Annotated in this window: 24 protein-coding genes; 6 read left to right on the plus strand and 18 right to left on the minus strand. The window is 73.7% G+C overall.

Features of this window, described 5'->3' with window-relative positions; all coding sequences use genetic code 11:
- Positions 1-3: 3 nt before the first annotated feature.
- The 5 genes from frr to rpsB form a co-directional block, all read right to left on the minus strand.
- Entirely contained in the window at positions 4-570 is a 567-nt protein-coding gene (gene frr, locus AVL62_RS15100; RefSeq protein WP_058892468.1) for a ribosome recycling factor, read from the minus strand.
- A gap of 56 nt (positions 571-626) precedes the next feature.
- Positions 627-1,400, minus strand: a complete 774-nt coding sequence (gene pyrH, locus AVL62_RS15105; RefSeq protein WP_058892469.1) for a UMP kinase — start codon at positions 1,398-1,400, stop codon at positions 627-629.
- 93 nt (positions 1,401-1,493) lie between these two features.
- Positions 1,494-2,456 carry an NUDIX hydrolase gene (locus tag AVL62_RS15110; protein WP_235585723.1) on the minus strand — a complete coding sequence of 321 codons (963 nt, stop codon included), beginning with the start codon at positions 2,454-2,456 and terminating at the stop codon, positions 1,494-1,496.
- A gap of 96 nt (positions 2,457-2,552) precedes the next feature.
- Positions 2,553-3,380 carry a translation elongation factor Ts gene (tsf, locus tag AVL62_RS15115; protein WP_058892470.1) on the minus strand — a complete coding sequence of 276 codons (828 nt, stop codon included), beginning with the start codon at positions 3,378-3,380 and terminating at the stop codon, positions 2,553-2,555.
- A gap of 33 nt (positions 3,381-3,413) precedes the next feature.
- Entirely contained in the window at positions 3,414-4,382 is a 969-nt protein-coding gene (rpsB, locus tag AVL62_RS15120) for a 30S ribosomal protein S2 (protein ID WP_058892471.1), read from the minus strand.
- Positions 4,383-4,640: 258 nt separating this feature from the next.
- Here rpsB and AVL62_RS15125 point away from each other — a divergent pair, with 258 nt between their 5' ends.
- The 3 genes from AVL62_RS15125 to AVL62_RS15135 all read left to right on the plus strand — a co-directional run bounded on the left by AVL62_RS15125 (position 4,641) and on the right by AVL62_RS15135 (position 7,343).
- Positions 4,641-5,804 (plus strand): pyridoxal phosphate-dependent aminotransferase, encoded by a 1,164-nt coding sequence (locus AVL62_RS15125; RefSeq protein WP_058892472.1) that lies wholly within the window; start codon positions 4,641-4,643, stop codon positions 5,802-5,804.
- Between the two features lie 13 nt (positions 5,805-5,817).
- The gene (locus tag AVL62_RS15130; protein WP_083519002.1) at positions 5,818-6,387 is read left to right on the plus strand and encodes an RDD family protein; all 570 of its coding nucleotides are present in this window, start codon (positions 5,818-5,820) and stop codon (positions 6,385-6,387) included.
- Positions 6,388-6,452: 65 nt separating this feature from the next.
- Entirely contained in the window at positions 6,453-7,343 is an 891-nt protein-coding gene (locus AVL62_RS15135) for a tyrosine recombinase XerC (RefSeq protein WP_058892572.1), read from the plus strand.
- A 43-nt stretch (positions 7,344-7,386) separates the two neighbouring features.
- On the opposite strand, the gene AVL62_RS15140 is transcribed toward AVL62_RS15135, so the two are convergent.
- The 8 genes from AVL62_RS15140 to rplS form a co-directional block, all read right to left on the minus strand.
- On the minus strand, positions 7,387-8,016 hold the full coding sequence (locus tag AVL62_RS15140; RefSeq protein WP_235585724.1) for a murein hydrolase activator EnvC family protein: 630 nt from the start codon (positions 8,014-8,016) through the stop codon (positions 7,387-7,389).
- A gap of 137 nt (positions 8,017-8,153) precedes the next feature.
- Positions 8,154-9,266 carry a DNA-processing protein DprA gene (gene dprA / locus AVL62_RS15145; protein WP_058892475.1) on the minus strand — a complete coding sequence of 371 codons (1,113 nt, stop codon included), beginning with the start codon at positions 9,264-9,266 and terminating at the stop codon, positions 8,154-8,156.
- Entirely contained in the window at positions 9,263-10,792 is a 1,530-nt protein-coding gene (locus AVL62_RS15150; RefSeq protein ID WP_058892476.1) for a YifB family Mg chelatase-like AAA ATPase, read from the minus strand. The genes dprA and AVL62_RS15150 overlap by 4 nt, the downstream gene beginning before the upstream one ends.
- Positions 10,792-11,190: a YraN family protein gene (locus AVL62_RS15155; protein ID WP_153011813.1), complete on the minus strand. Its 399-nt coding sequence runs from the start codon at positions 11,188-11,190 to the stop codon at positions 10,792-10,794. Before AVL62_RS15155 ends, AVL62_RS15150 begins: the two co-directional genes overlap by 1 nt.
- A gap of 107 nt (positions 11,191-11,297) precedes the next feature.
- Positions 11,298-11,618 (minus strand): DUF2469 domain-containing protein, encoded by a 321-nt coding sequence (locus AVL62_RS15160; protein ID WP_058892477.1) that lies wholly within the window; start codon positions 11,616-11,618, stop codon positions 11,298-11,300.
- Positions 11,615-12,340, minus strand: coding sequence for a ribonuclease HII (locus tag AVL62_RS15165; RefSeq protein WP_235585725.1), 726 nt, complete (start codon positions 12,338-12,340; stop codon positions 11,615-11,617). Before AVL62_RS15165 ends, AVL62_RS15160 begins: the two co-directional genes overlap by 4 nt.
- A complete protein-coding gene (gene lepB / locus AVL62_RS15170) occupies positions 12,337-13,086 on the minus strand; it encodes a signal peptidase I (protein ID WP_058892478.1) in 750 nt (249 codons plus the stop codon). Before lepB ends, AVL62_RS15165 begins: the two co-directional genes overlap by 4 nt.
- A gap of 119 nt (positions 13,087-13,205) precedes the next feature.
- Entirely contained in the window at positions 13,206-13,589 is a 384-nt protein-coding gene (rplS, locus tag AVL62_RS15175; protein WP_058892575.1) for a 50S ribosomal protein L19, read from the minus strand.
- 275 nt (positions 13,590-13,864) lie between these two features.
- Here rplS and serB point away from each other — a divergent pair, with 275 nt between their 5' ends.
- Complete coding sequence (gene serB / locus AVL62_RS15180; RefSeq protein ID WP_058892479.1) at positions 13,865-14,752, plus strand: phosphoserine phosphatase SerB; 888 nt, start codon at positions 13,865-13,867, stop codon at positions 14,750-14,752.
- A 54-nt stretch (positions 14,753-14,806) separates the two neighbouring features.
- On the opposite strand, the gene trmD is transcribed toward serB, so the two are convergent.
- From trmD to AVL62_RS15205, 5 genes are all read right to left on the minus strand, one after another.
- Complete coding sequence (gene trmD, locus AVL62_RS15185) at positions 14,807-15,535, minus strand: tRNA (guanosine(37)-N1)-methyltransferase TrmD (protein ID WP_058892480.1); 729 nt, start codon at positions 15,533-15,535, stop codon at positions 14,807-14,809.
- Positions 15,536-15,540: 5 nt separating this feature from the next.
- A complete protein-coding gene (gene rimM / locus AVL62_RS15190; protein WP_058892481.1) occupies positions 15,541-16,059 on the minus strand; it encodes a ribosome maturation factor RimM in 519 nt (172 codons plus the stop codon).
- An 82-nt stretch (positions 16,060-16,141) separates the two neighbouring features.
- Positions 16,142-16,384 (minus strand): RNA-binding protein, encoded by a 243-nt coding sequence (locus AVL62_RS15195; RefSeq protein WP_058892482.1) that lies wholly within the window; start codon positions 16,382-16,384, stop codon positions 16,142-16,144.
- 2 nt (positions 16,385-16,386) lie between these two features.
- Entirely contained in the window at positions 16,387-16,890 is a 504-nt protein-coding gene (gene rpsP / locus AVL62_RS15200; RefSeq protein WP_058892483.1) for a 30S ribosomal protein S16, read from the minus strand.
- Positions 16,891-17,017: 127 nt separating this feature from the next.
- Positions 17,018-18,565, minus strand: a complete 1,548-nt coding sequence (locus AVL62_RS15205) for a helix-turn-helix domain-containing protein (protein ID WP_058892484.1) — start codon at positions 18,563-18,565, stop codon at positions 17,018-17,020.
- 119 nt (positions 18,566-18,684) lie between these two features.
- On the opposite strand from AVL62_RS15205, the gene aceA reads away from it, so the two are divergent.
- Both aceA and AVL62_RS15215 read left to right on the plus strand, forming a co-directional pair.
- Entirely contained in the window at positions 18,685-19,989 is a 1,305-nt protein-coding gene (aceA, locus tag AVL62_RS15210) for an isocitrate lyase (RefSeq protein ID WP_153011814.1), read from the plus strand.
- Between the two features lie 77 nt (positions 19,990-20,066).
- On the plus strand, positions 20,067-21,632 hold the full coding sequence (locus tag AVL62_RS15215) for a hypothetical protein (RefSeq protein WP_058892485.1): 1,566 nt from the start codon (positions 20,067-20,069) through the stop codon (positions 21,630-21,632).
- Positions 21,633-21,636 lie beyond the last annotated feature (4 nt).

Genomic DNA, 21,636 nt, shown 5'->3' on the forward strand with positions numbered 1-21,636 from the left:
TGCTCACACCTCGAGCAGCTCGGCCTCCTTGTGCTTGAGGATGTCGTCGACGACCTCGACGTGCCGCCGGGTGAGGGCCTCGAGCTCCTTCTCGCCCCGGGTGCCGTCGTCCTCACCGATCTCGCCGTCCTTGACGGCCCGGTCGATGACGTCCTTGGCGTGCCGGCGCACGTGGCGCACGGTGACCTTGGCGTCCTCGCCCTTGGCGTGCGCCAGCTTGATGTACTCGCGCCGGCGCTCCTCGGTGAGCTGCGGCATGACGATCCGGATGGCGTTGCCGTCGTTGCTCGGGTTCGCCCCGAGGTCGGCCTCCCGCAGCGCCTTCTCGATGTCCTTCATCGCCGACCTGTCGTAGGGCGTGATGAGCACCGTGCGGGCGTCCTGGATGCTGAAGCTCGCCAGCTGCTGGAGCGGGGTCGGCGCACCGTAGTAGTCGACCTGGAGCTTGGTGAACATGCCGGGGTGGGCGCGGCCGGTGCGGATGGACGCCATGTCCTCGCGGGCCACCTCCAGCGCCTTGTCCATCTTCTCCTCGGCCTCCATGAGGGCCATCTCGACGACCTCGGACATCGTGGGTGCTCCTTGCGTGGTATGTCGTGGTGCGGCTGGTGCGGGCGGCGCGGCGGTCAGCCCGCCGTCACGAGTGTCCCGATCCTCTCACCCTTGATCGCCCGGGTGATGGAGTCCTCGCCGTCCATGCCGAAGACGAGCATGGGCAGCTCGTTGTCCATGCACAGGCTGAACGCCGCGGCGTCGACGACGCGCAGGTTGCCGACGAGGGCGTCGGAGAAGGTCAGCTCCTCCAGCTTGCGGGCCTGGTCGTCGGTGCGCGGGTCCGCGGTGTAGACGCCGTCCACCCCGTGCTTGCTCATGAGCACCTGGTCGCACTTGATCTCCAGGGCCCGCTGGGCCGAGACGGTGTCGGTCGAGAAGTACGGCATACCGGCGCCCGCGCCGAAGATCACGACCCGCCCCTTCTCGAGGTGGCGCATCGCGCGACGGGGGATGTAGGGCTCGGCGACCTGGCCCATGGTGATGGCGGTCTGCACGCGGGTGTCCACCCCCTCCTTCTCCAGGAAGTCCTGGAGGGCGAGGCAGTTCATCACCGTCCCCAGCATGCCCATGTAGTCCGCCCGGGCCCGCTCCATGCCCCGCTGCTGCAGCTCGGCGCCGCGGAAGAAGTTGCCCCCGCCGATGACCACGGCGATCTGCACCCCGGCGCGATGGGCGTCGGCGATCTGGTGGGCGATCCCCTTGACCACGTCCGGGTCGACGCCGACGTGCCCTCCGCCGAAGGCCTCGCCGGAGAGCTTGAGCAGGACCCGGCGCGCCCGACCCGGGTGCCGGGCGGACAGGTCGTGGCTCGATGCGGTCCGGTGCGCGGGCGCGGTCGTGGTCATGGTGGGTCCTCCGGTGATCGAGGCTGGGCGGTCGCTCGATCCTGCCACACGCACCGGGGTGCGGCGATCGCGCCGGGTCAGCGCACCCGCGCCTCAGCGGGGCGTCGGGAGCTTGGTGCCGGCCACCTGCCGCTCGTCCAGGACGGCGCGCCGGAAGCGGTAGAGGCGGGCCGGTCGCCCCCCGGTGTCCGCGGAGATCTCCCCCGTCTCCTCGACGAGCTCCTGCCCGGTCACCAGACGCCGGAAGTTCTGCTTGTGCAGCGCTCGCCCGGCGAGCGCCTCGACGGTGCGCTGGAGCCGGCCCAGGGTGAAGGTCTGGGGCACGAGCTCGAAGACCACGGGCCGGTACTGGATCGTCGCGCGCAACCGGGACAGCGCCGTGGCGAGGATGCGGCGGTGGTCGGACTCCAGGGGCTCCCCCGGCACCAGGGACGCCCCGGCCTCGGGGATGAGGCCCGCCTCCCAGAGCAGCTCGTAGCGCTGCAGGGCCAGCTCGGGAGCCCAGGCGCGCCCGCCCAGCCCGAAGCAGATGTCGGCCCGGTGGCGGCGGGCGCTGCGGGCGCCCACGGGCGCACCCGCCACCCACCCGGTCAGCAGCGGGGCCACGGTCTGCTCGACGAGCCCGGCCCCCGACGTCCGCGGGTCCTCGGTGCCGCGGTGGTCCTCCCAGGGGAAGAAGGCGTACCAGTCGCGCCACTGCGGTCCGGGGACGGCTCTGGTCAGCCCGAGGTAGGAGACCGAGACGGCCCGGCGCGCCCCCGGGTCGCCGTCGGCGAAGGTGTACAGCTGCTCGACGTAGCCCAGCCGGTGCCCCGTCTGCTCCTCGACCCAGGCGCTCAGACCGGCCTGCATCGAGCGGTGCTCCGAGCGCAGCGGTCCGGCCGGCAGCCGGGGGCGCTCCCCCGACGTCAGGACCAGGGGCCGGTCGTCGTCGACCGCGGTCACCACGGCGACCAGCTCGGCACTCAGGTCGGCGGACACCGCCTCATCCTGCCTCCCCCCGGCCTGACGGACCACCTCGACCCCGGTCGGGCGCGCCTCCTGGGGCTGCGGCATACCCTCCGGTCCACCAGCGGCACCGACGCCGGGAGGCCGGACCCGACGATGCGGGCCCGGCCTCCCGGTCGGTGCTGAGCGGCGCTCAGACCGGCGTCAGACGCCGACCTTGAAGCGCGCGAAGCCGGTCACCTCGGCACCGGCTTCCTCGGCGACCTTGGCGATCGTCTTCTTGGTGTCCTTGGCGAACGGCTGGTCCAGGAGGACGTTCTCCTTGAAGAAGCCGTTGACCCGGCCCTCGATGATCTTGGGCAGCGCCTGCTCGGGCTTGCCCTCCTCGCGGGCGGTCTCCTCGGCGATCCGGCGCTCGTTGGCCACCGTGTCGGCGTCGATCTCGTCCCGGGTCAGGACCGAGGGCGAGAACGCCGCGACGTGCATCGCGATGTCGCGGGCCACCTGCTCGTCGCCACCGGAGGTGGCGACCAGGACACCGATCTGCGGGGGCAGGTCGGGCATCGTCTTGTGCAGGTAGGACACGACCTGGTCACCCGCGACGCGGGCCACCCGGCGGACCTCGATCTTCTCGCCGATGGTGGCGTTGGCGTCGTCCAGGACGTCCTTGACGGTCTTGCCGTCCATGTCCGAGGCCAGGAGGGAGTCGACGTCCGCGGCCTGCACGGCCACGGCCTGGGCGAGGACGCGGTCGGCCAGCTCGCCGAACACCGGGCCCTTGGCCACGAAGTCGGTCTCGCAGTTGACCTCGACGAGGGTGCCGACGCCACCGTCGACCTGGGCCCGGACGAGCCCGTTGGTCGCGGAGCGGCCCTCGCGCTTGGTCACGCCCTTGAGGCCCTTGACGCGCAGGATGTCCGTGGCCTTGGCGGTGTCGCCCTCGGCCTCGTCGAGCGCCTTCTTGACGTCCATCATCCCGGCGCCGGTGGACTCGCGCAGCGCCTTGATGTCAGCGGCGGTGTAGTTCGCCATGAGTGCTTGCTAGCTCCTTCGTGAGAAGTGGGATCAGGACTGGGTGGTCTCGGCGGTCGCCTCGGTGGGCTCGCCCGCCTCGGCGGTCTCCGCCGCGGCCTCGGTGGCCTCGGCGGTCTCGGTCGCGGTGTCGGCCGCCTGGGCCTCCTCGGCCTCGGCAGCCGCCGCGGCCGCGTTGGCGTCCTCGGAGGTGGCCTGCTCGGCCCCGACGGTGGGCTCGGACTCCTCGGAGCCGGCGAGCAGCTCGCGCTCCCACTCGGCCATCGGCTCGTTCGCGGCCGCCTCCTCGCCGGAGGCGGCGCTGCTGCCGCCGGAGCGGGAGATGAGACCGTCGGCGACGGCGTCGGCGACCACACGGGTCAGCAGGGTGACGGAGCGGATCGCGTCGTCGTTGCCCGGGATCTTGTAGTCGACCTCGTCCGGGTCGCAGTTGGTGTCGAGGATGGCGATGACCGGAAGGCCGAGCTTGCGGGCCTCGGTGACCGCCAGGTGCTCCTTCTTGGTGTCGACGACCCAGACGGCCGAGGGCACCTTCTGCATGTCCCGGATGCCGCCCAGCGTCTTGGCGAGCTTCTCGTACTCGCGACGCATCATGAGGAGCTCCTTCTTCGTGCGGCCGCTGCCGGCCACGTCGTCGAAGTCGATCTCCTCGAGCTCCTTCATGCGGGTGAGGCGCTTGGAGACGGTCTGGAAGTTGGTGAGCATGCCGCCCAGCCAGCGGTGGTTGACGTAGGGCATCCCGACGCGCGTGGCCTGCTCGGCGATGGACTCCTGGGCCTGCTTCTTGGTGCCGACGAACATGATCGACCCGCCGTGCGCGACGGTCTGCTTGACGAAGTCGTAGGCCTCGTTGAGGTACGTCAGCGACTGCTGCAGGTCGATGATGTAGATGCCGTTGCGCTCGGTCATGATGAAGCGCTTCATCTTGGGGTTCCAGCGACGGGTCTGATGCCCGAAGTGGACGCCGCTCTCCAGGAGCTGGCGCATGGTGACGACGGCCATGCCGTGTCTCGCTTTCTTCTCGATGGCAGTTGTGTCCTGGCCCGGGGACGCTCCCCACCCGCGTCCGTGCTGGCACGGAGGCGGGACCGCGGGGTGCGCCACCGGTGACGAGCCGCCTACCGAGGAGGTATGCGGTGTGCACCGGTCGCGCCCGGGCGCGAATTCGCGCGTCGCACCGGCCCGAGGGCAGGACGAGACGCACGTAGGTCCTAAGGTACGGCAGCGGCCGGTCTGCGGACGAATCGTTACCGTGGCCCGATGAGCGATCCTCTCGTCCAGCGACTCCAGCCGTTCGGCACCAGCGTCTTCGCCGAAATGACCCAGCGTGCCCTGCAGTTCGACGCGGTCAACCTCGGTCAGGGTTTCCCGGACACCGACGGCCCGCAGGAGATGCTCGACCTCGCGGCGCGCGGCCTGCAGGAGGGGCTCAACCAGTACGCCCCGGCCCGCGGCCTGCCCGTGCTGCGCGAGGCGGTGGCCGAGCACCAGGAGCGGTGGTACGGCATACCTCTCGACCCGCAGACGCAGGTCCTCGTCACGGTCGGCGCCACCGAGGCCATCGCCGCCTCCCTCATCGCCCTGGTCGAGCCCGGGGAGGAGGTCCTGGTCATCGAGCCGTCCTACGACTCCTACGGTGCCGCGGTCGCGATGGCGGGCGGGGTGCGCCGCAGCGTGCAGCTGCGCTTCCCGGACCTGTCCCTCGACCTGCAGGAGCTGCGCGCGGCCGTGACGGACCGCACCCGCGTCCTCGTCCTCAACACCCCGCACAACCCCACCGGCAAGGTCTTCACCGCCACCGAGCTGGAGGGGATCGCCGCCGTCGCGCGGGAGCACGACCTCGTGGTCGTCTCCGACGAGGTCTACGAGCACCTGGTGTTCGACGGGCGACGCCACCTCCCCGTCGCCGGGCTGCCGGGCATGTTCGAGCGGACGTTGACCATCTCCTCGGTGGGCAAGACCTTCTCCCTCACCGGGTGGAAGACCGGGTGGGTGAGCGGCCCGCGGGAGCTGGTGGACGCCGTCGCGGCGGTGAAGCAGTTCCTCACCTTCGTCGGGGTGACGCACCTGCAGCCGGCGGTCGCCCACGGTCTGGCCATGCCCGACGCGTTCTTCCACGGGTTCGCCCGCCGGCTGCAGGACAAGCGGGACCTGCTGGTCGAGGCGCTCGGGGAGGTCGGGGTGCCGGTCAGCCCCTGCCAGGGCAGCTACTTCGTCATCGCCGACCTCGCGCCCCACGGCGTCGAGGACGCCGTCGACTTCTGCCGCCGCATGCCCGAGGAGCTGGGGCTGGTCGGCGTGCCGGTCTCGGTGTTCTGCGACGACCCGGCGCCGGTGCGCAGCCTGGTGCGCTTCGCCTTCTGCAAGCAGGACGAGGTTCTGCGGGAGGCGGCGCGCCGCCTGCACCGGCTCGGCAGCGCCTGACAGGCTCGCTGGTATGCCGTCCGCGCCCCCGACGAGAGCGCCCGCGTCCTGGCGTCCCTCGCCGCGGGCCCGGGTGGGGTCCTGGCTCGGGGACTGGGCGGTCGTCGGTGGGTGGCTCGGGGTGCTGACCCTGGCCGGCCTCGTGCTGCGACCGACGCTCGGGGTCTCTGCCACCGTCACCGTCACGCCGGGTTCCCTGCTGGCCTCCGACGTCGCCGTCACGCTGGCCACCGTGGTCCCCTACGTGTGCTACCTCGCGCTCACCGAGTCCTCTGCCCGTCAGGCCACGCTCGGCAAGCGGTGGGCAGGCCTGGTGGTGACGGCGCTCGACGGCACCGCGCCGAGCCGCTCCGCGGTCTGGCTCCGCAACGTCGTCAAGGCCCTCCCGTGGCAGCTGGCACACCTCGGCGCGAGCAGGGGGATCCTGGAGGTGCAGGAGGGCTGGGGCCTGGGTCTGGTGGTGCTCTCGCTCGTGCTGGCGGTGCTGTGCGCCGCACCGGCTCTCGTCGGGGGCCGCGGCATCCACGACCGCGCGGCGGGTACCCGGGTGGCGCGGGTCGCGAGCCGGGGAACGGCCCCGTGAGCGAGCCACGCCGGTCCGGCGGCGGCGGTGAGGGGCGGCCCGGCCGGGCCGTTCTCGGCGAGTCCCTGCTGGCAGAGTTCGCGCAGCACCTGGAGATCGAGAAGGGGCGCTCGTCGCACACCGTCCGCGCCTATCTCGCCGACCTGCGCGCCCTGGACACCTTCCTGGCCCGCCGGGAGGTGTCCGACCCCGCCGCCGTCAGGTTGGGGGACCTGCGCGCGTGGTTGGCCGGGCTGGGCACCGCCGGCGCGGCCCGGTCCAGCGTCTCCCGTCGGGCGGCCAGCGCGAAGACCTTCTTCCGGTGGGCCCAGCGCACCGGACGACTGCCCGCGGATCCCTCGCTGCGGCTGCTCGCCCCGGGCAAGGACGCTCACCTGCCCGGGGTGCTCCGGGCCCCGCAGGCCGCAGCGCTCATGGACCTGGCGGCCGTCGCTGCCGACGACGAGGACCCGCTGCACCTGCGCAACCGCGCCATGCTGGAGCTGCTCTACGCCTCCGGGATGCGCGTGGGTGAGCTGACCGGTCTCGACATGGACGACCTGGACCTGGGGACCGGGACCGCCCGGGTGCTGGGCAAGGGCGACAAGGAGCGCGTGGTGCCCTTCGGTGCCCCGGCGGCGGAGGCGACCACGGCGTGGCTCGACGCGGGACGTCCTCGTCTGGTGACGGCCGAGTCGGGGCCCGCGCTCTTCCTCGGCCGCCGTGGGCGCCGGGTGGACCAGCGGCAGGTCAGGTCCAGCCTGCAGGGTCTCCTCGCCCACCTGCCGGACACCCCGCCCCTGGGGCCGCACGGGCTGCGGCACAGCGCGGCCACCCACCTGCTCGAGGGCGGTGCGGACCTGCGCACCGTCCAGGAGCTCCTGGGGCACGCCAGCCTGGCGACCACCCAGATCTACACGCACGTGTCGGTCGAGCGCCTCCGCTCCGCCTACCAGCAGGCACACCCGCGTGCCTGACCGGACTCCACCTCCTCCGTCCCTGCCGGGCCCACCCACGCGATCACCGGACCTCCTCTCGGGCGTCCTCACCGGCCCCACCGGGTCCGTCCGCCGGTCCGGCACCCGCCCTCCCGGTGGCCCGACCCTCGTGCGGGAGCAGGGTCAGCTCCACGCCGAGCAGCAGCGGCGTCGGGTCGACGTAGCCGTCGCGACCCCGCACGGCCCCGAGGTGCAGGCAGTCGTGGACGGCGCAGTGGCCCCCGGACGTCAACCGCCCGAGGGGGTCCCCGCGAGCCACTCGTGTCCCCTGGGCCACCCGGGCCCCGACCGGCTGGTAGGTGCTGCGCAGACCGCTCGGATGGGTCACGCTCACCACGCCCATCCCGGCGACCTCCCCGCTGAAGCTCACGACACCCCCGTCCACCGCCAGCACCCTCTCGCCGGGCAGACCGGCGAGGTCGACGCCTCGGTGGCCACGCCCCCAACGGTGCTCGGGCGGGTCGAAGCCCTGCAGGATCTCGGGGACGCCGGCGAGGGGCCAGCCCCACAGCGCGGTGCTCTGCCGGTCCCCCGTAGCGGTGTCCACGGTGGGCACGCGCAGACCCAGCAGGACCGAGACCAGCGCGCCCGAGGAGGAGACCACCGGCGCGGCCGCCACCACCGGGGTGGAGGACCCGGCGAGCACCGCCACGGCTGCCAGGGCCGCCCAGGCGGCCTGCCTCGAGCGGCCGACGCGCCCGGCTCGACCGAGGCGGCGCGCGTGGCCGGCGCGGCGCGCGGGGCGGGGGGCGCCAGCGCCGTCCGCCGTCCCGGGTCCCCCGGCCCGGTTCATCGGGCCCCCACAGGTCGCCGTTGCCACCCGTCGAGGAGCTCCTCGGCCAGACCCGCACGCTCCAGCTCGCGCAGCGCCCCGAGCGTCTCCCGCAGCGTCAGGCCCGACCGCGCCATGACGTCGTCGACGGCGCTCGAGGAGCGCGGCCGAAGCCACTGCCACACCCGCCGCAGGTCCTCCGTGAGCCCGTCCGCGGCGCGGCTCTCCCCCTGCTTGACCGGCGCGAGGTCGTCACCGATGCGCCCGACCAGCTCGGCCACCTCGGCGCCGTCCGTGACGAGCTCGGCGCCGAGCCGGATCTCGGCGTGCGTGCCCTGCGACATGAGGCTCTCCACCGAACCCGGGACGGCCATCACCGGCCGCCCCAGCTCTCGGGCGTGCTTGAGCGTCGACCGCGCGCCGGAGCGCAGGCCCGCCTCGACGACCACCGTCCCCCGGGCGACGCCGGCGATGATCCGGTTGCGGGCGAGGAAGCGCATCCGGGCCGGAGCTCCGCCCGGCGGGGTCTCGCTGACGAGGACACCGGTCCGGCGGATGCGGTCGATGAGCCCGGTGTTGGCGCGGGGGTAGGGCACGTCGACGCCTCCGGCCAGCACCGCGACGGTGGACCCCTCCGCCGCGAGCGTGGCGCGGTGGGCCGTGGCGTCGATGCCGAAGGCCGCCCCGGAGACGACCGTGAAGCCTCGGGCCACGAGATCGACGCACAGGCCGGCGGTGACGTGGTCGCCGTAGGCCGTGCTGGCCCGGGCACCGACCACCGCGACGCTGCGGTCGGCCAGCGCGGCGAGGTCACCCGGGCCGGTCGCCCAGAGGCACCACGGCGGGTGCTCGAGCTGGTCGAGGCCGTCGGGCCACTCGGGGTCGCCGGGCACGAGGATGCGGGCCCCCAGCCGGCCGGCGATCCGCTCGTCGTCGACGGCCTCGGCCCGCGCCAGCCGCGCCACGAGCCGCCCGAGGTCCGCCCCACCGGGGGCGCGCCCGTCGCGCACGGCGCAGCCGACGGTCTCCACGACCCCGTGCTCGGCCACCACCTGCTGCACCCGCTCGTCGTAGGGCTCGGCGAGCCGGGACAGCAGGATGCGCGCCCGCCGCTCGTCCTCCCGCCTCATGCCACCTTCACCCCGCTCGGCGTCCGTAGGTCCAGCGCCAGGGTGACGTCGTCGAGCTCGGGGCGCTCGGCACCGCGGAGGTCGGCCAGCGTCCAGGCCACGCGGAGGGCTCGGTCCAGGCCGCGCAGCGTCAGGGCGCCCCGGTCCATGGCCCGCTCGAGCGGTCGTCGCTGGGCCGGGCCCAGGCGCCAGGGCCGCTGCCGCAGCACGGCACCCGGGACCTCGCTGTTGAGCAGCCAGGGAAGGGCGCGCCACCGGTCCCGCTGATGCTCGCGGGCCCGCAGCACCCGGTCCGCCACCACCACGGAGGGTTCGCCCGGCGGGAGGGCGAGATCGCCGCGGGTCACCGCGCTCACGCCGAGCTTGAGGTCGATCCGGTCGAGCAACGGCCCGGAGAGCCGGCCCAGATAGCCGGTCCGGCGGAAGGGTGGGCACGAGCAGGCACCGCCGGCGCCGCCGCAGGGGCACGGGTTGGCCGCGAGCACGAGCTGGAACCGCGCGGGCAGCCGCACGTGCCGGTCGGCCCGGGCGATGAGCACCTCCCCCGACTCCAGGGGCTGTCGGAGACCGTCGAGGACGTCCCGCCGGAACTCCGGCGCCTCGTCGAGGAAGAGGACGCCGCGGTGGGCTCGCGACACGGCACCCGGATGGATGAGGCGGGATCCGCCGCCGATGACCGCGGCCGTGGACGCCGTGTGGTGCGGCGCGACGAAGGGCGGGCGCGTCACCAGCCGGTCGTCCGCCGGCAGGGCGCCGAGGACGGAGTGGATCCCGGTCACCGCCAGCGCGTCGTCGGCGCCCAGCTCGGGCAGGATCCCGGGCAGCCGCTCGGCCAGCATGGTCTTGCCTGCGCCCGGCGGGCCCACGAGGAGCAGGTGGTGGCCCCCGGCCGCGGCGATCTCCAGCGCCTGCCGGGCCACCGCCTGCCCCACGACGTCGCCGAGGTCGGGCACCCGGGCCGGGGGTGAGGGCGAGGCGGGGGGCAGCTCGAGGTGCAGCTCCTCGCCGCCGGACCGGGCGAGGTAGAAGGCACGGACGTCGTCGAGCGTGCGCACCGGGTGCACCCGCACCCCGGCCACCAGGGCCGCCTCACGCCCCGCGTCGGCGGCCACCAGCACCTCCTCGACCCCGTCGGCCGCCGCCGCCAGCGTCATGGGCAGCACCCCGGGCACCGGCCGGACGTCACCCGCCAGACCCACCTCCCCCACGTGGGCGATGCCGCGGACCGCCGCCGCGGGCACGTGACCCTCCGCGGCCATCATCGCCACCGCGATGGCGAGGTCCAACCCGCTGCCGGCCTTGGGGACGCCCGCCGGTGAGAGGTTGATGGTCCACCTCCTCGGGGGGACCGGCATCCCGCAGTTGCGCAGGGCGGGCCGCACCCGGTCCGGCGCCTGCCGGCAGGCACTGTCGGCCAGGCCGGTCATCACCGTCGCGGGCAGCCCGTCGGCCCCCTGGGCCTCCACGGTGACCAGACGACCCTCGACGCCGCTCAGCGTGACGGCGTGCGTCCGGGCGAGCGCCATCAGGCCACTCCCCGCAGGTGGGTGAGCCGGGTCGGCGCGTCCGACGGGCTCAGCAGGCCGAAGACGTCGATCCGGAAGTCGGCCCCCCGGCGCCCGTGGGCGTCCAGCCAGGCCCAGGCCAACCGCCGCAGCCGGTGCGCCTTCTCCCGGCCCACCGCCTCCACCGGCTCACCGAAGCGGGCCGAGCGCCGCGTCTTGACCTCGCAGAAGACCAGCTGGTGCCCGTCGTGGGCCACGACGTCGAGCTCACCCTCCGGGCAACGCCAGTTGCGCTCCAGCACCATCCAGCCCATCGCCCGCACGTGCGCACAGACCAGCTCCTCGCCCCGGTCGCCGATCTCCCGGGCCCTCGCCCACGGCATACCCCCGTCGTCCATCTCCCCCTCCTCACCGACCACCGTCGGCGGTGGTCACCCCCAGCCAACGCACCGCTCGACCCCGTCGCAAGGGTCGGGCGGTCGGCTGTGGACGGGCAGGAGGTCGGCCCGGGGGTGTGGACGGCCGGTCAGCGACCGTCGGTGAGGCCCTTGACGTCGAGGTCGGACTTGGCGAGCTCCTCGACGTTGACGTCCTTGAAGGTGATGACCCGGGCCTTGCGCACGAAGCGGGCCGGTCGGTAGACGTCCCAGACCCAGGCGTCGGTGAGCGTCACCTCGAACCAGGTCTCCCCGTCCCCGGTCCGGACCTGCACGTCGACCTCGTTGGCGAGGTAGAACCGGCGCTCGGTCTCCACCACGTGGGTGAACAGCCCGACGACGTCGCGGTACTCGCGGTAGAGCGCCAGCTCGGCGTCGGTCTCGTACTTCTCCAGGTCCTCCGCGCTCATGGCGCCACTCCTTCCTCGCGCGCCACGGCGGTCGCCGCCGCGGCGATGTTCCAGCTGCGCCGGTGCCAGTCGCTGGGCCCGAGCCGGCGCAGGGCGTCCTGGTGCTCGGGCGCGGCATACCCCTTGTTCTGGTCCCACAGGTACGGGGCGTGCCGCGGCTCGGTCGAGGCCTGGACCATGAGGCCGTCCCGCTCCACCTTCGCCAGGACCGAGGCCGCGGCGACCGAGGAGCAGCGCAGGTCGGCCTTGACCATGGTGCGGACCGGCGGGCGGGGCGGGCCGTCGAGCAGCCCCAGCAGACCGGCGCGGGCCGGGTCGGTCAGCCAGTCGTGGTTCCCGTCGAGCAGCACGAGGTCGGGCCTCGTGGCGTCCAGCCCGGCCAGGGCCCGCTCCCCGGCGAGCCGCAGGGCCGCCATGATGCCGAGGTCGTCGATCTCCTGGGGCCAGGCGTGACCGACCGCGTGCGCGAGCGCCCAGCGTCGGATCCGGGGCACGAGGCGCTCGCGCGCCGCGGCGGTGAGCAGCTTGGAGTCCTTGACACCCTGGGGTGCCGTCCGGCAGGACGCGTCGATGGCGACGACGCCCACGCTCACCGGTCCGGCCAGGGCACCCCGGCCGACCTCGTCCATGCCGACGAGCACGGCATACCCCTCCCGCTGCAGGGTGCGCTCCACCCGCAGGCTGGGTCGCCGCGTGGGGCGTCGGGACGTGGCCGTGCTCACGGCGTGTCCGGCACGTCGGCGAAGGTGTCCGGGACGGTGAACCAGTCGAAGTGGTCGAAGGGGTAGAGCAGCACGACGGCCTGGCCGACGACCGCGTCCAGCGGCACCGAACCCTCCTGGCCGGTGCCGTCGTCGTTGGCCCGCGAGTCGCGCGAGTTCGACCGGTGGTCGCCCATGAGCCAGATGTGGTCCTCGGGCACGGTGACGGAGAAGTCGGTGGTGCTGGGCTCGTCGCCGGGGAAGACGTAGTCCTCGTCGAGCGGCTCGCCGTTGACGACCAGCCGACCCTCGTCGTCGCAGCACTCCACGGTGTCACCGGGCAGCCCGATGACCCGCTTGATGAGGTGGTTGCCCTGGGACGACGGCGCCACCCCCACGAACTCCAGGGTGCGCAGGGCGGCGTTGACCACCGGCCCCCGGTCCACGCGTTGCACCGGCGGGAGCCAGCCGCCCGGGTCCTCGAAGACCACGACGTCCCCCCGGTCGACGGCCAGCGGACCGGCCTGCACCTTGCTCACCATGACCCGGTCCCCGTAGACCAGCGTCTCCTCCATGCTGCCGGAGGGGATCCAGAACGCCTGCGCCACGAAGGTCTTGATGAGGAAGGAGATGACCAGGGCGGTCGCGGCGATCATGACGATCTCCCGCAGGCCGGCCCAGAAGCCACCGGTGGGGGCGGGCCGCTCGACCGGCTGCGGGGTGCCCTCGTGGGAGGAGCTGCCCCTCTCCCGGGTGGGTTCGCTCACCGGATGTCGTCCTGTCCTGTGGTGACTGTGGCCACGCCGACCCTAACCCGGATGGCTGGGAACAGACCGATCCCCCGCCGGGCCGGGCCGGGCGGGGGATCGTCGTCAGCGGGCGAGGCTCAGGCCTGGTCGGCCGGCTTCGCCTTGGCGGCCGGGACGCTGTCGCGGCGCTCGCGGATCTTGGCCGCCTTGCCGCGCAGGTCGCGCAGGTAGTAGAGCTTGGCGCGGCGCACCACGCCACGGCTCGCGACCTCGATCTTCTCGATGTTCGGGGAGTGCAGCGGGAAGGTACGCTCCACGCCGACGCCAAAGGACACCTTGCGGACGGTGTAGGTCTCCCCGAGGCCACCGCCGTGCCGGCGGATGACGACACCCTTGAAGACCTGGACACGGGACCGGTTGCCCTCGATGACCTTGACGTGGACGTTGACGGTGTCGCCGGCCCGGAAGTCGGGGATGTCGCTGCGAAGGCTCGCGGCGTCGAGATCGGCAAGCTTGTGCATGATGCTCTCCTGCTCGTGGGTGCCACAGGTCACCCGCGGCGTGTCGGTCCCGCGCCGGCGCACAGGCTGGCGGGGCACGGTCGTCGTGGTGTGGTCCCCGGTCGGCACCACCCGCACACTTCCCCCTGTGGCAGGGGCACGGGCTGTTCGGCGCGGACGCCGGGACACAAAGGCCTAGTCTGCCAGAGGTCGCGGGAACCCTCCAAGTCCGCCACCGCCCGGCCACCGCCCGGGGTCGGGGCGCCGATCAGGGTCGCGGCCGTCCGCCGCCTAGCATGGTCGCCGTGCCCCTCCTGACGCTCCTCAGCGACCCGAGCGCCCGCGACCTCGCCGTGACGACGCCATACGAGGTGGGCGGGGCGGCCGTGTCCGGCGAGCCGCGCTGGCTGCGCCCCGGCTCCGCCGTGCAGGTGACGGTCGGGCCGCAGCTGCGCCTCGACGAGGACCTGTGGTCGACCTGGCAGGGGCGTGGGGTCGACGTCGTGCTGCAGCCCGACGGCCCGCGCCGGCGGCGGGTGCTGCTCGCCGACATGGACTCGACGATGATCGAGCAGGAGTGCATCGACGAGCTGGCGGCGCACGCCGGGGTCGGGGAGCAGGTCGCCGGCATCACGGCCCGCGCCATGAACGGCGAGCTCGACTTCGCCGGCGCCCTGCACGAGCGGGTGGGCCTGCTGGGCGGGCTCCCGGTCGGCGTGGTCGACAGGGTTCTCGCGGAGCGGATCACCCTGATGCCGGGAGGCCCCGAGCTGCTCGCCACCATGGCGGCGGCGGGAGGGTATGCCGCGCTCGTCTCCGGGGGGTTCACCCTCTTCACCCGGGTGGTCGCCGAGCGGCTCGGCTTCGACGAGCACCGGGCCAACACGCTCGAGGTCGAGGACGGCCGGCTGACCGGTCAGGTCGTGCTGCCGGTCGTCGGCCAGGAGGCCAAGCTGCGGGCGTTGCAGGAGATCAGCGCCCGGCTCGGGCTGGGCCACGAGGACGTCGTGGCGGTCGGGGACGGCGCCAACGACCTGCCCATGCTGCAGGCCGCCGGCCTGGGCGTCGCGCTGCACGCCAAGCCCGCCGTGGCCCGGCAGGTGCCGGTCCGGGTCAACCACGGGGACCTCACCGCCGTGCTCTACCTGCAGGGGTATGCCGAGGACGAGTTCGTGCGCCCCTGAGCTTCTGGACATAGCTTTCTGGGGAACGGGCCCCAGAAAGCTATGTCCAGAAGCTCAGGGGCGGGCCTCGGAGCCGGCCTCGTAGCGGGCCATGAGGTCGGGGCGGCGCTGGGCGGTGCGGGCCAGACGCTGCTCCTGGCGCCAGGCGGCGATCCGGCCGTGGTGGCCCGACAGCAGCACCTCGGGCACCTCGTGGCCGCGCCAGCTGGCGGGCTTGGTGTAGACGGGGTACTCCAGCAGTCCCCCCGTGTGCGACTCCTCCACGAGGGAGGCCTCGTTGCCGACCATCCCGGGCAGCAGGCGCGCCACCGCCTCGGTCATCGCCAGCACCGCGACCTCGCCCCCGTTGAGCACATAGTCGCCCAGGCTCAGGACGCTGAGCGGGTAGCGCGCCGCGAACTCGTCGTAGACCCGCTCGTCGATCCCCTCGTAGCGCCCGCAGACGAAGACCAGCCAGTCCTCCTCCAGGGCCAGGCGGGAGGCGACCTCCTGGCTGAAGACCTCGCCCCCGGGACCGGGCACCACGAGGCGCGGGGTGCGGCCGGGGACCGAGGAGCAGATCTCGTCCAGGGCCTCTCCCCAGGGCTCGGGGCGCATCACCATCCCGGCCCCACCGCCGTAGGGGCTGTCGTCCACGGTGCGGTGCCGGTCGTGGGTCCAGTCCCGCAGGTCGTGGACGTGCACGTCCAGCAGTCCCTCGCGGCGGGCGCGCCCCAGCAGCGACAGGTCCAGCGGTGCGAGGTACTCCGGAAAGATCGTGACGACGTCCAGGCGCAGCGGCATACCGCTCACTCCCCCAGCTCGAGCAGCCCGGGCGGCGGGTCCACGACCACGGTGCGCGTCTCCTCGTCGACCTCCGGCACCAGCTCCTCCACGAAGGGCACGAGGACGAGGGCTCCGGACGGTGCCCGCACCTCGAGCAGGTCCTGGACCGGCCGCAGGTGCAGCGCCGTGACCTCCCCCACCGGGCTCCCGTCGACCCGGACGACCGCGAAGCCCAGCAGATCCTCCTCGCGCCACCCCGCGTCGTCGACCTCCTCGGCGTCGGCGTCGTCGACGAGCAGCCGGGTGCCCCGCAGCGCCTCGGCGGCGGTCCGGTCGGGGTGCCCCTCGAACCCGAGGAGGTAGGTCCCCTGGTGCTGCCGGACCGAGACCAGGGTGAGCGGGCCGCGCTGCTGCGGGTCCGTGGCGAAGCGGGCGCCGGGGGTGAGCCGGCCCTCCGGGTCGTCGGTGTGCACCTGCACGGTGACCTCTCCGCGCAGGCCGTGCGGCTTGCCGACGCGGGCGACGACGAACGTCTGGCTCATGGTCTCCTCCGGTCCGGACGGCACGACCCGCCCGGGCGCTGGTGCGCCGGGGCGGGTCGAGGGGGTGCTGCGGGGTACGGGGTCAGCGCGCCCGGTCGGTGTCGACGATGTCCACGCGGACCTTCTCGCCACCGGCGAGGGCGCCGACCACGGTGCGCAGGGCGCTCGCGGTCCGTCCGCGACGCCCGATGACGCGACCCAGGTCCTCCGGGTGGACCCGGACCTCCAGGATGTCGCCGTGCCGGGCGCTCTTGGTGCGGACGACCACGTCACCGTCGTGGTCGACGATGCCCTTGACCAGGTGCTCCAGCGCTTCCTCGAGCATGCTCAGGCCTCGTCGGTCGGTGCGCCGCTCTCCGCCGCCTCGTCACCGCTGCTGGACGCCGCCGAGCCCTCGCTGTCGGCCGCGGGAGCGGTCTCCTCCGCGCCGGCCGAGGCCTTGGCGGGCTTCTTGCGTCGCTGGGTCGTGGCGCCCGAGGCGTCCTCGCCGTCGGAGGCCGCGAGGGCCGCCTCGTAGAGGGCCTTCTTGTCCGCCTTGGGCTCGCGGACCTTCAGGGTGCCCTCGGCACCGGGCTCACCCTTGAACTTCTGCCAGTCGCCGGTGACCCGGAGCAGCGCCGCGACCTGCTCGGTCGGCTGCGCGCCGACGCCGAGCCAGTACTGCGCACGCTCGGAGTCGATGTCGATGAGCGAAGGCTCCTCGGTGGGGTTGTACTTGCCGATCTCCTCGATCGCCCGGCCGTCGCGCTTGGCGCGCGAGTCCATCACGACGACGCGGTAGAACGGTGCACGGATCTTGCCCATGCGCTTCAGGCGAATCTTGACAGCCACGTGTGCGGTGTCTCCTCATGAGTTGTCTGTGGTGTGCGACCCGGCGCCGCGTGGGGATGAACACGCACGGCACCGCGGCTGCGATGGACACATCAGGGCACGGTGAGAGGGCCGACCACCGATGGGTTCACCGTGATTGTGCCACATCTCCTGCGGGTCCTTGCTCCTCGACCTCCGGGGACGGCGGTGCGTGCTGCGCCACGAAGCGCAGCACCTCGGTGTCGTCGACGCCGGGGAAGACCCCCGGCGGCATGACCGCGAGGAGGTGGGAGTGCGCCCGCGCGCTGGGCCACACCCTCCCCTCCCACGCGCGGGCGAGGTCGGCCGGCGGGCGGGTGCAGCAGCGCGGGTCCGGGCAGCGGGAGAGCCTGCGCTCCCGCGTGTCCCGTCCCCGCATCCACCGCACCTGGTCGAAGGGCACGCCGACGCTGACCGAGAACACGCCGGCCGGCGTGGGCTCGGCGACGGCGGTGCACCAGTAGGTGCCGCGGCCGGTGTCGGTGTACTGGTGGTAGACCTCCCCGAGCGGACGGTCGAAGACGACCCGCGCGGTCCAGGAGCGGCAGACCCGCGCCCCCTCGATCGCCCCCGAGGCGTCCATGGGGAAGCGCACGCCGTCGTTCTCGTAGGCCTTGTAGATCACCCCGTCGGCACTCGTCCGCATGAAGTGGACCTGCAGGTCGAGGTGCTCGGTGGCGAGGTTGCAGAAGCGGTGGGCCGCGGTCTCGTAGGACACCTCGTAGGCGTCCCGCAGGTCCTCCACCGCGATGTCCCGGTCGGCGCGGGCCCGCCGCAGGAGCGGGACCGCGGTGCTCTCCGGCACCAGCGCGGCGGCGGCGAAGTAGTTGATCTCCACCCGCTGGGCGAGGAACTCGGCGTAGTCGCGGGGTGGCTCGTGCTCGAGGACGACGTGCCCGAGCGCCTGCAGCGCGGCAGCCCGGGGGTCGTGCCCACCGCGCGCGGGGAGGTAGATCCGGTGGTGCGCGAGGTCGGTCACGGTCCGGGTCGACGCGGGGACGTCGGGGACGGTGACGATCTCGAACCCCACCCGCCGGGCCACCTGCTCGACGACCGCCCGCGAGACCGGACCCCCGGTATGCCCCGCCTGCGTCACGAGGCCCGCGGCGGCTGCCTCGATGTCCGCGAAGTAGTTGCCGGCCGCGCGCATGCGGGCCCGCAGCTCGGCGTTGGCCAGGCGCGCGAACTCGGGGGTGGCGGCCCGCTGCTGCTGCAGTCCCACGACGCTCTCGTAGAGCCCCACAAGCGCCTCCAGCGCGTCGTCGGGCAGGCCCGGACCCACCCGCACGGCCGGGATGCCGAGGGTCTGGAAGCCCTCGGTCCGCTGGGCCCGCTCCCACCGGACCTCCAGCGCGGCGCGCCGGCTGGGCGGGGCGCCGGAGAGCAGGCTGGTCAGGTCGGTGCCGAGGGCCGTGGCCACCTGTCCCAGGGTGGACGGACGGGCCTCGCGTCGGCCGTTCTCGATGAGGGACAGCGCCGAGGGGGACAGCCCGGTGCGCTCGGCCACCGCGGCCAGGGTGAGGCCGGCCGCCCGGCGGGCGTGCCGCACCCGGCGCCCGACGGAGACCGGGTCCACGGCGGGCCCGGTGCCCGGCTCGGTGCCCTCCAGACGGTCGGACGGACGGAACGGCAGGACGCGACCGGTGGAGGACGGCATACCACCACGATAACGAAAGATCCGCCATTCTTGACAGTGGTGTTCCGGTCCGAGCCCGGCCGGGCGCCGGGACAGTGGTGACACACCCGCAGTCGCCACACCGAGGAGAGGGGTCGACGATGACCATCACCACCCAGCCCACCGGCACCACCCCCGCCGCCGCCCAGGCGCTGGAGATCGAGCAGGACTGGCGGAGCAACCCACGCTGGGCCGGTGTCGAGCGCCGCTACACCGCCCAGGACGTCGTGCGGCTGCGCGGCTCCGTCGTCGAGGAGCACACCCTGGCCCGCCGCGGGGCCGAGCGGCTCTGGGAGGCGCTGGAGACCAGGCCCTTCACCCGCGCACTGGGTGCCCTCACCGGCAACCAGGCCGTCCAGATGGTCAAGGGCGGGCTCGAGGCGATCTACCTCTCCGGGTGGCAGGTCGCCGCGGACGCCAACCTCGCCGGCCAGACCTACCCCGACCAGAGCCTCTACCCGGCCAACTCCGTGCCCGCGGTCGTGCGCCGCATCAACAACGCCCTGCAGCGCGCGGACCAGATCGCCTGGATGGACGGCGACACCAGCACCGACTACCTCGTGCCGATCGTGGCCGACGCGGAGGCGGGCTTCGGCGGCCCGCTCAACGTCTTCGAGCTGATGAAGTCGATGATCGCGGCCGGTGCCGCCGGCGTGCACTGGGAGGACCAGCTCGCCTCGGAGAAGAAGTGCGGCCACCTGGGCGGCAAGGTGCTCGTCCCGACCGGCCAGCACGTGCGCACCCTGAGCTCGGCCCGCCTCGCCGCGGACGTGCTCGGCGTCCCGTCGGTCGTCATCGCGCGCACCGACGCGCTGGCCGCGGACCTGCTGACCAGCGACGTCGACGAGATCGACCAGGAGTTCACCACCGGGGAGCGCACGTCGGAGGGCTTCTTCCGGGTCCGCAACGGGATCGAGCCGGTCCTGGCCCGCGCCAAGGCCTACGCCCCCTACGCCGACCTCATCTGGGTCGAGACCGGCACCCCTGACCTGGGTCTCGCCCGCGAGTTCGCCCAGGAGCTGCACCGGGACTTCCCCGACCAGAAGCTGGCCTACAACTGCAGCCCGTCGTTCAACTGGCGGGCCGCCCTCTCGGACACCGAGATCGCCGCCTTCCAGGACGAGCTGGGCGACCTGGGCTACGCCTTCCAGTTCATCACCCTGGCCGGCTTCCACGCCCTCAACCACTCGATGTTCACCCTGGCCCAGGGGTATGCCCGCAGCGGCATGAGCGCCTACGTCGAGCTGCAGGAGGCGGAGTTCGCGTCCGCGGCGTCCGGCTACACCGCGGTGCGGCACCAGGCCGAGGTCGGCACCGGGTACTTTGACGCGGTGAGCACCGCGGTCAACCCCGAGTCGTCGACGACGGCCCTCTCGGGCTCCACCGAGTCCGAGCAGTTCCACTGATCGACGCGGATGCGTGGCCCGACCACCCGGCCCCCGGGGGCCGGGCCACGCGCCCCTCCCGACGAGACGAGGACGAGATGGACTACCCCGCCGCCCTGCTGGACGAGCCCACTGCCGACCTGCTGCGCCGGCTGGTGACCGAGACCGCGCCGGCCCGCTCCGAGCTGCTGCGGGCCCGCAAGGAGCAGTCGCGCGCGGTCCGGGCCGGCGCCGATCTGGCGCCCTCGCCGCGGACCGCCCACCTGCGGGCGGACGACTCGTGGCGGGTGGCCCCTCCCCCGGACGACCTGACCTACCGCCTCGTCGAGCTCGCGACCCCGGCCACCACCGAGCACGCGACCGCGGCGCTGGCCTCCCGGGCCGACGTGTGGGTGGCCGACCTCGAGGACATGCTGGTGCCGACCTCGGCCCGGCTCGTCGCGGCGCACCGGGCCATCGAGGACGTCGCGGCCACCCGCACCGGGGACGCCGAGCCCGGGGTGCCCACCCTCATGGTGCGCCCGCGGGGCCTGCACCTGCCGGAGGCGCACCTGCAGGTGGACGGCGAGGCCGCCAGCGCCTCGACGGTCGACACCTTCACCTTCCTGGCCCGGTGCGCCCGCACGCTGCTCTCCGGCGGCACCGCGCCCTACCTCTACCTGCCCAAGCTGGAGACCGCGGCGGAGGCGGCGTGGTGGGACGACCTGCTCGGGCGGGCCGAGTCCCTGCTCGGGCTGCCGCACGGCTGCACGAGGGTCAGCGTCCTGGTGGAGACCGTGCAGGCGACCTACGAGCTGGAGGAGATCGCCCACGCGCTGCGCCGGCGGCTCACGGGCCTGGCCGCGGGCCGGTGGGACTACATCTTCTCCTACCTGCGGACCTACGGGACCCGCCCGGACCACCTCCTGCCCGACCGGGACGCGTTCACCATGAACACCCGCTTCCTGCGCAGCTACACCTCGCTCATCGTCGGGGTGTGCCACCGGCGGGGGGTGCAGGCCATCGGCGGGCCGATCGCCCTCGCGCCCAGCGGCCCCTTCGACGAGTCGGTCGCGATGACCCACGCCCGGGTGCACCGGGACAAGGCGCGGGAGGCCAAGCAGGGTTTCGACGGGGCCTGGGTCGTGCACCCCGGCATGGTCCCGGTGGCCCGGGCGCCCTTCGAGGAGCGGGACCGCCTGCGTGAGGAGGGTGCCTGGGAGGAGGCCGACCCGGCAGCGGCCGCCACCCTCGACCCGGTCGCCCTGCGCGACGTGAGCTCCATCCCGGGGGCCTCGACGCTCACCGGGGTGCGGACCGCGCTGCGCTCCTCGCTCAGCTACCTCACCGGGTGGCTCGCCGGGGAGGGCACGGCGGTCATCGCCGGGCACATCGAGGACTTCGGCACCGTCGAGCTCAACCGCATGCAGCTGTGGCAGTGGCTCAGCCACGGCCAGCGCCTCGCGGAGGGCCCCACCATGTCCGAGCTGCTCCTGGACCGGATGCTCGAGGACGAGGTGGCGCTCCTGCGACGCCGGGGCGCCCGCGAGGACCTGCTCGGGCACGCGGTCACGCTGCTGCGCGACGCCGTCGTGGCGGCCGAGCCGCCGGCCTTCCTCTCCCAGCAGGCCTACGAGGTCCTGCTGTCGGTGGACGAGACCGCCCCGGAGACCGAGGTGGCCTGACCCA

Source organism: Serinicoccus chungangensis, from assembly GCF_001483745.1.
GTDB classification, from domain to species: Bacteria; Actinomycetota; Actinomycetes; order Actinomycetales; family Dermatophilaceae; genus Ornithinicoccus; species Ornithinicoccus chungangensis_A.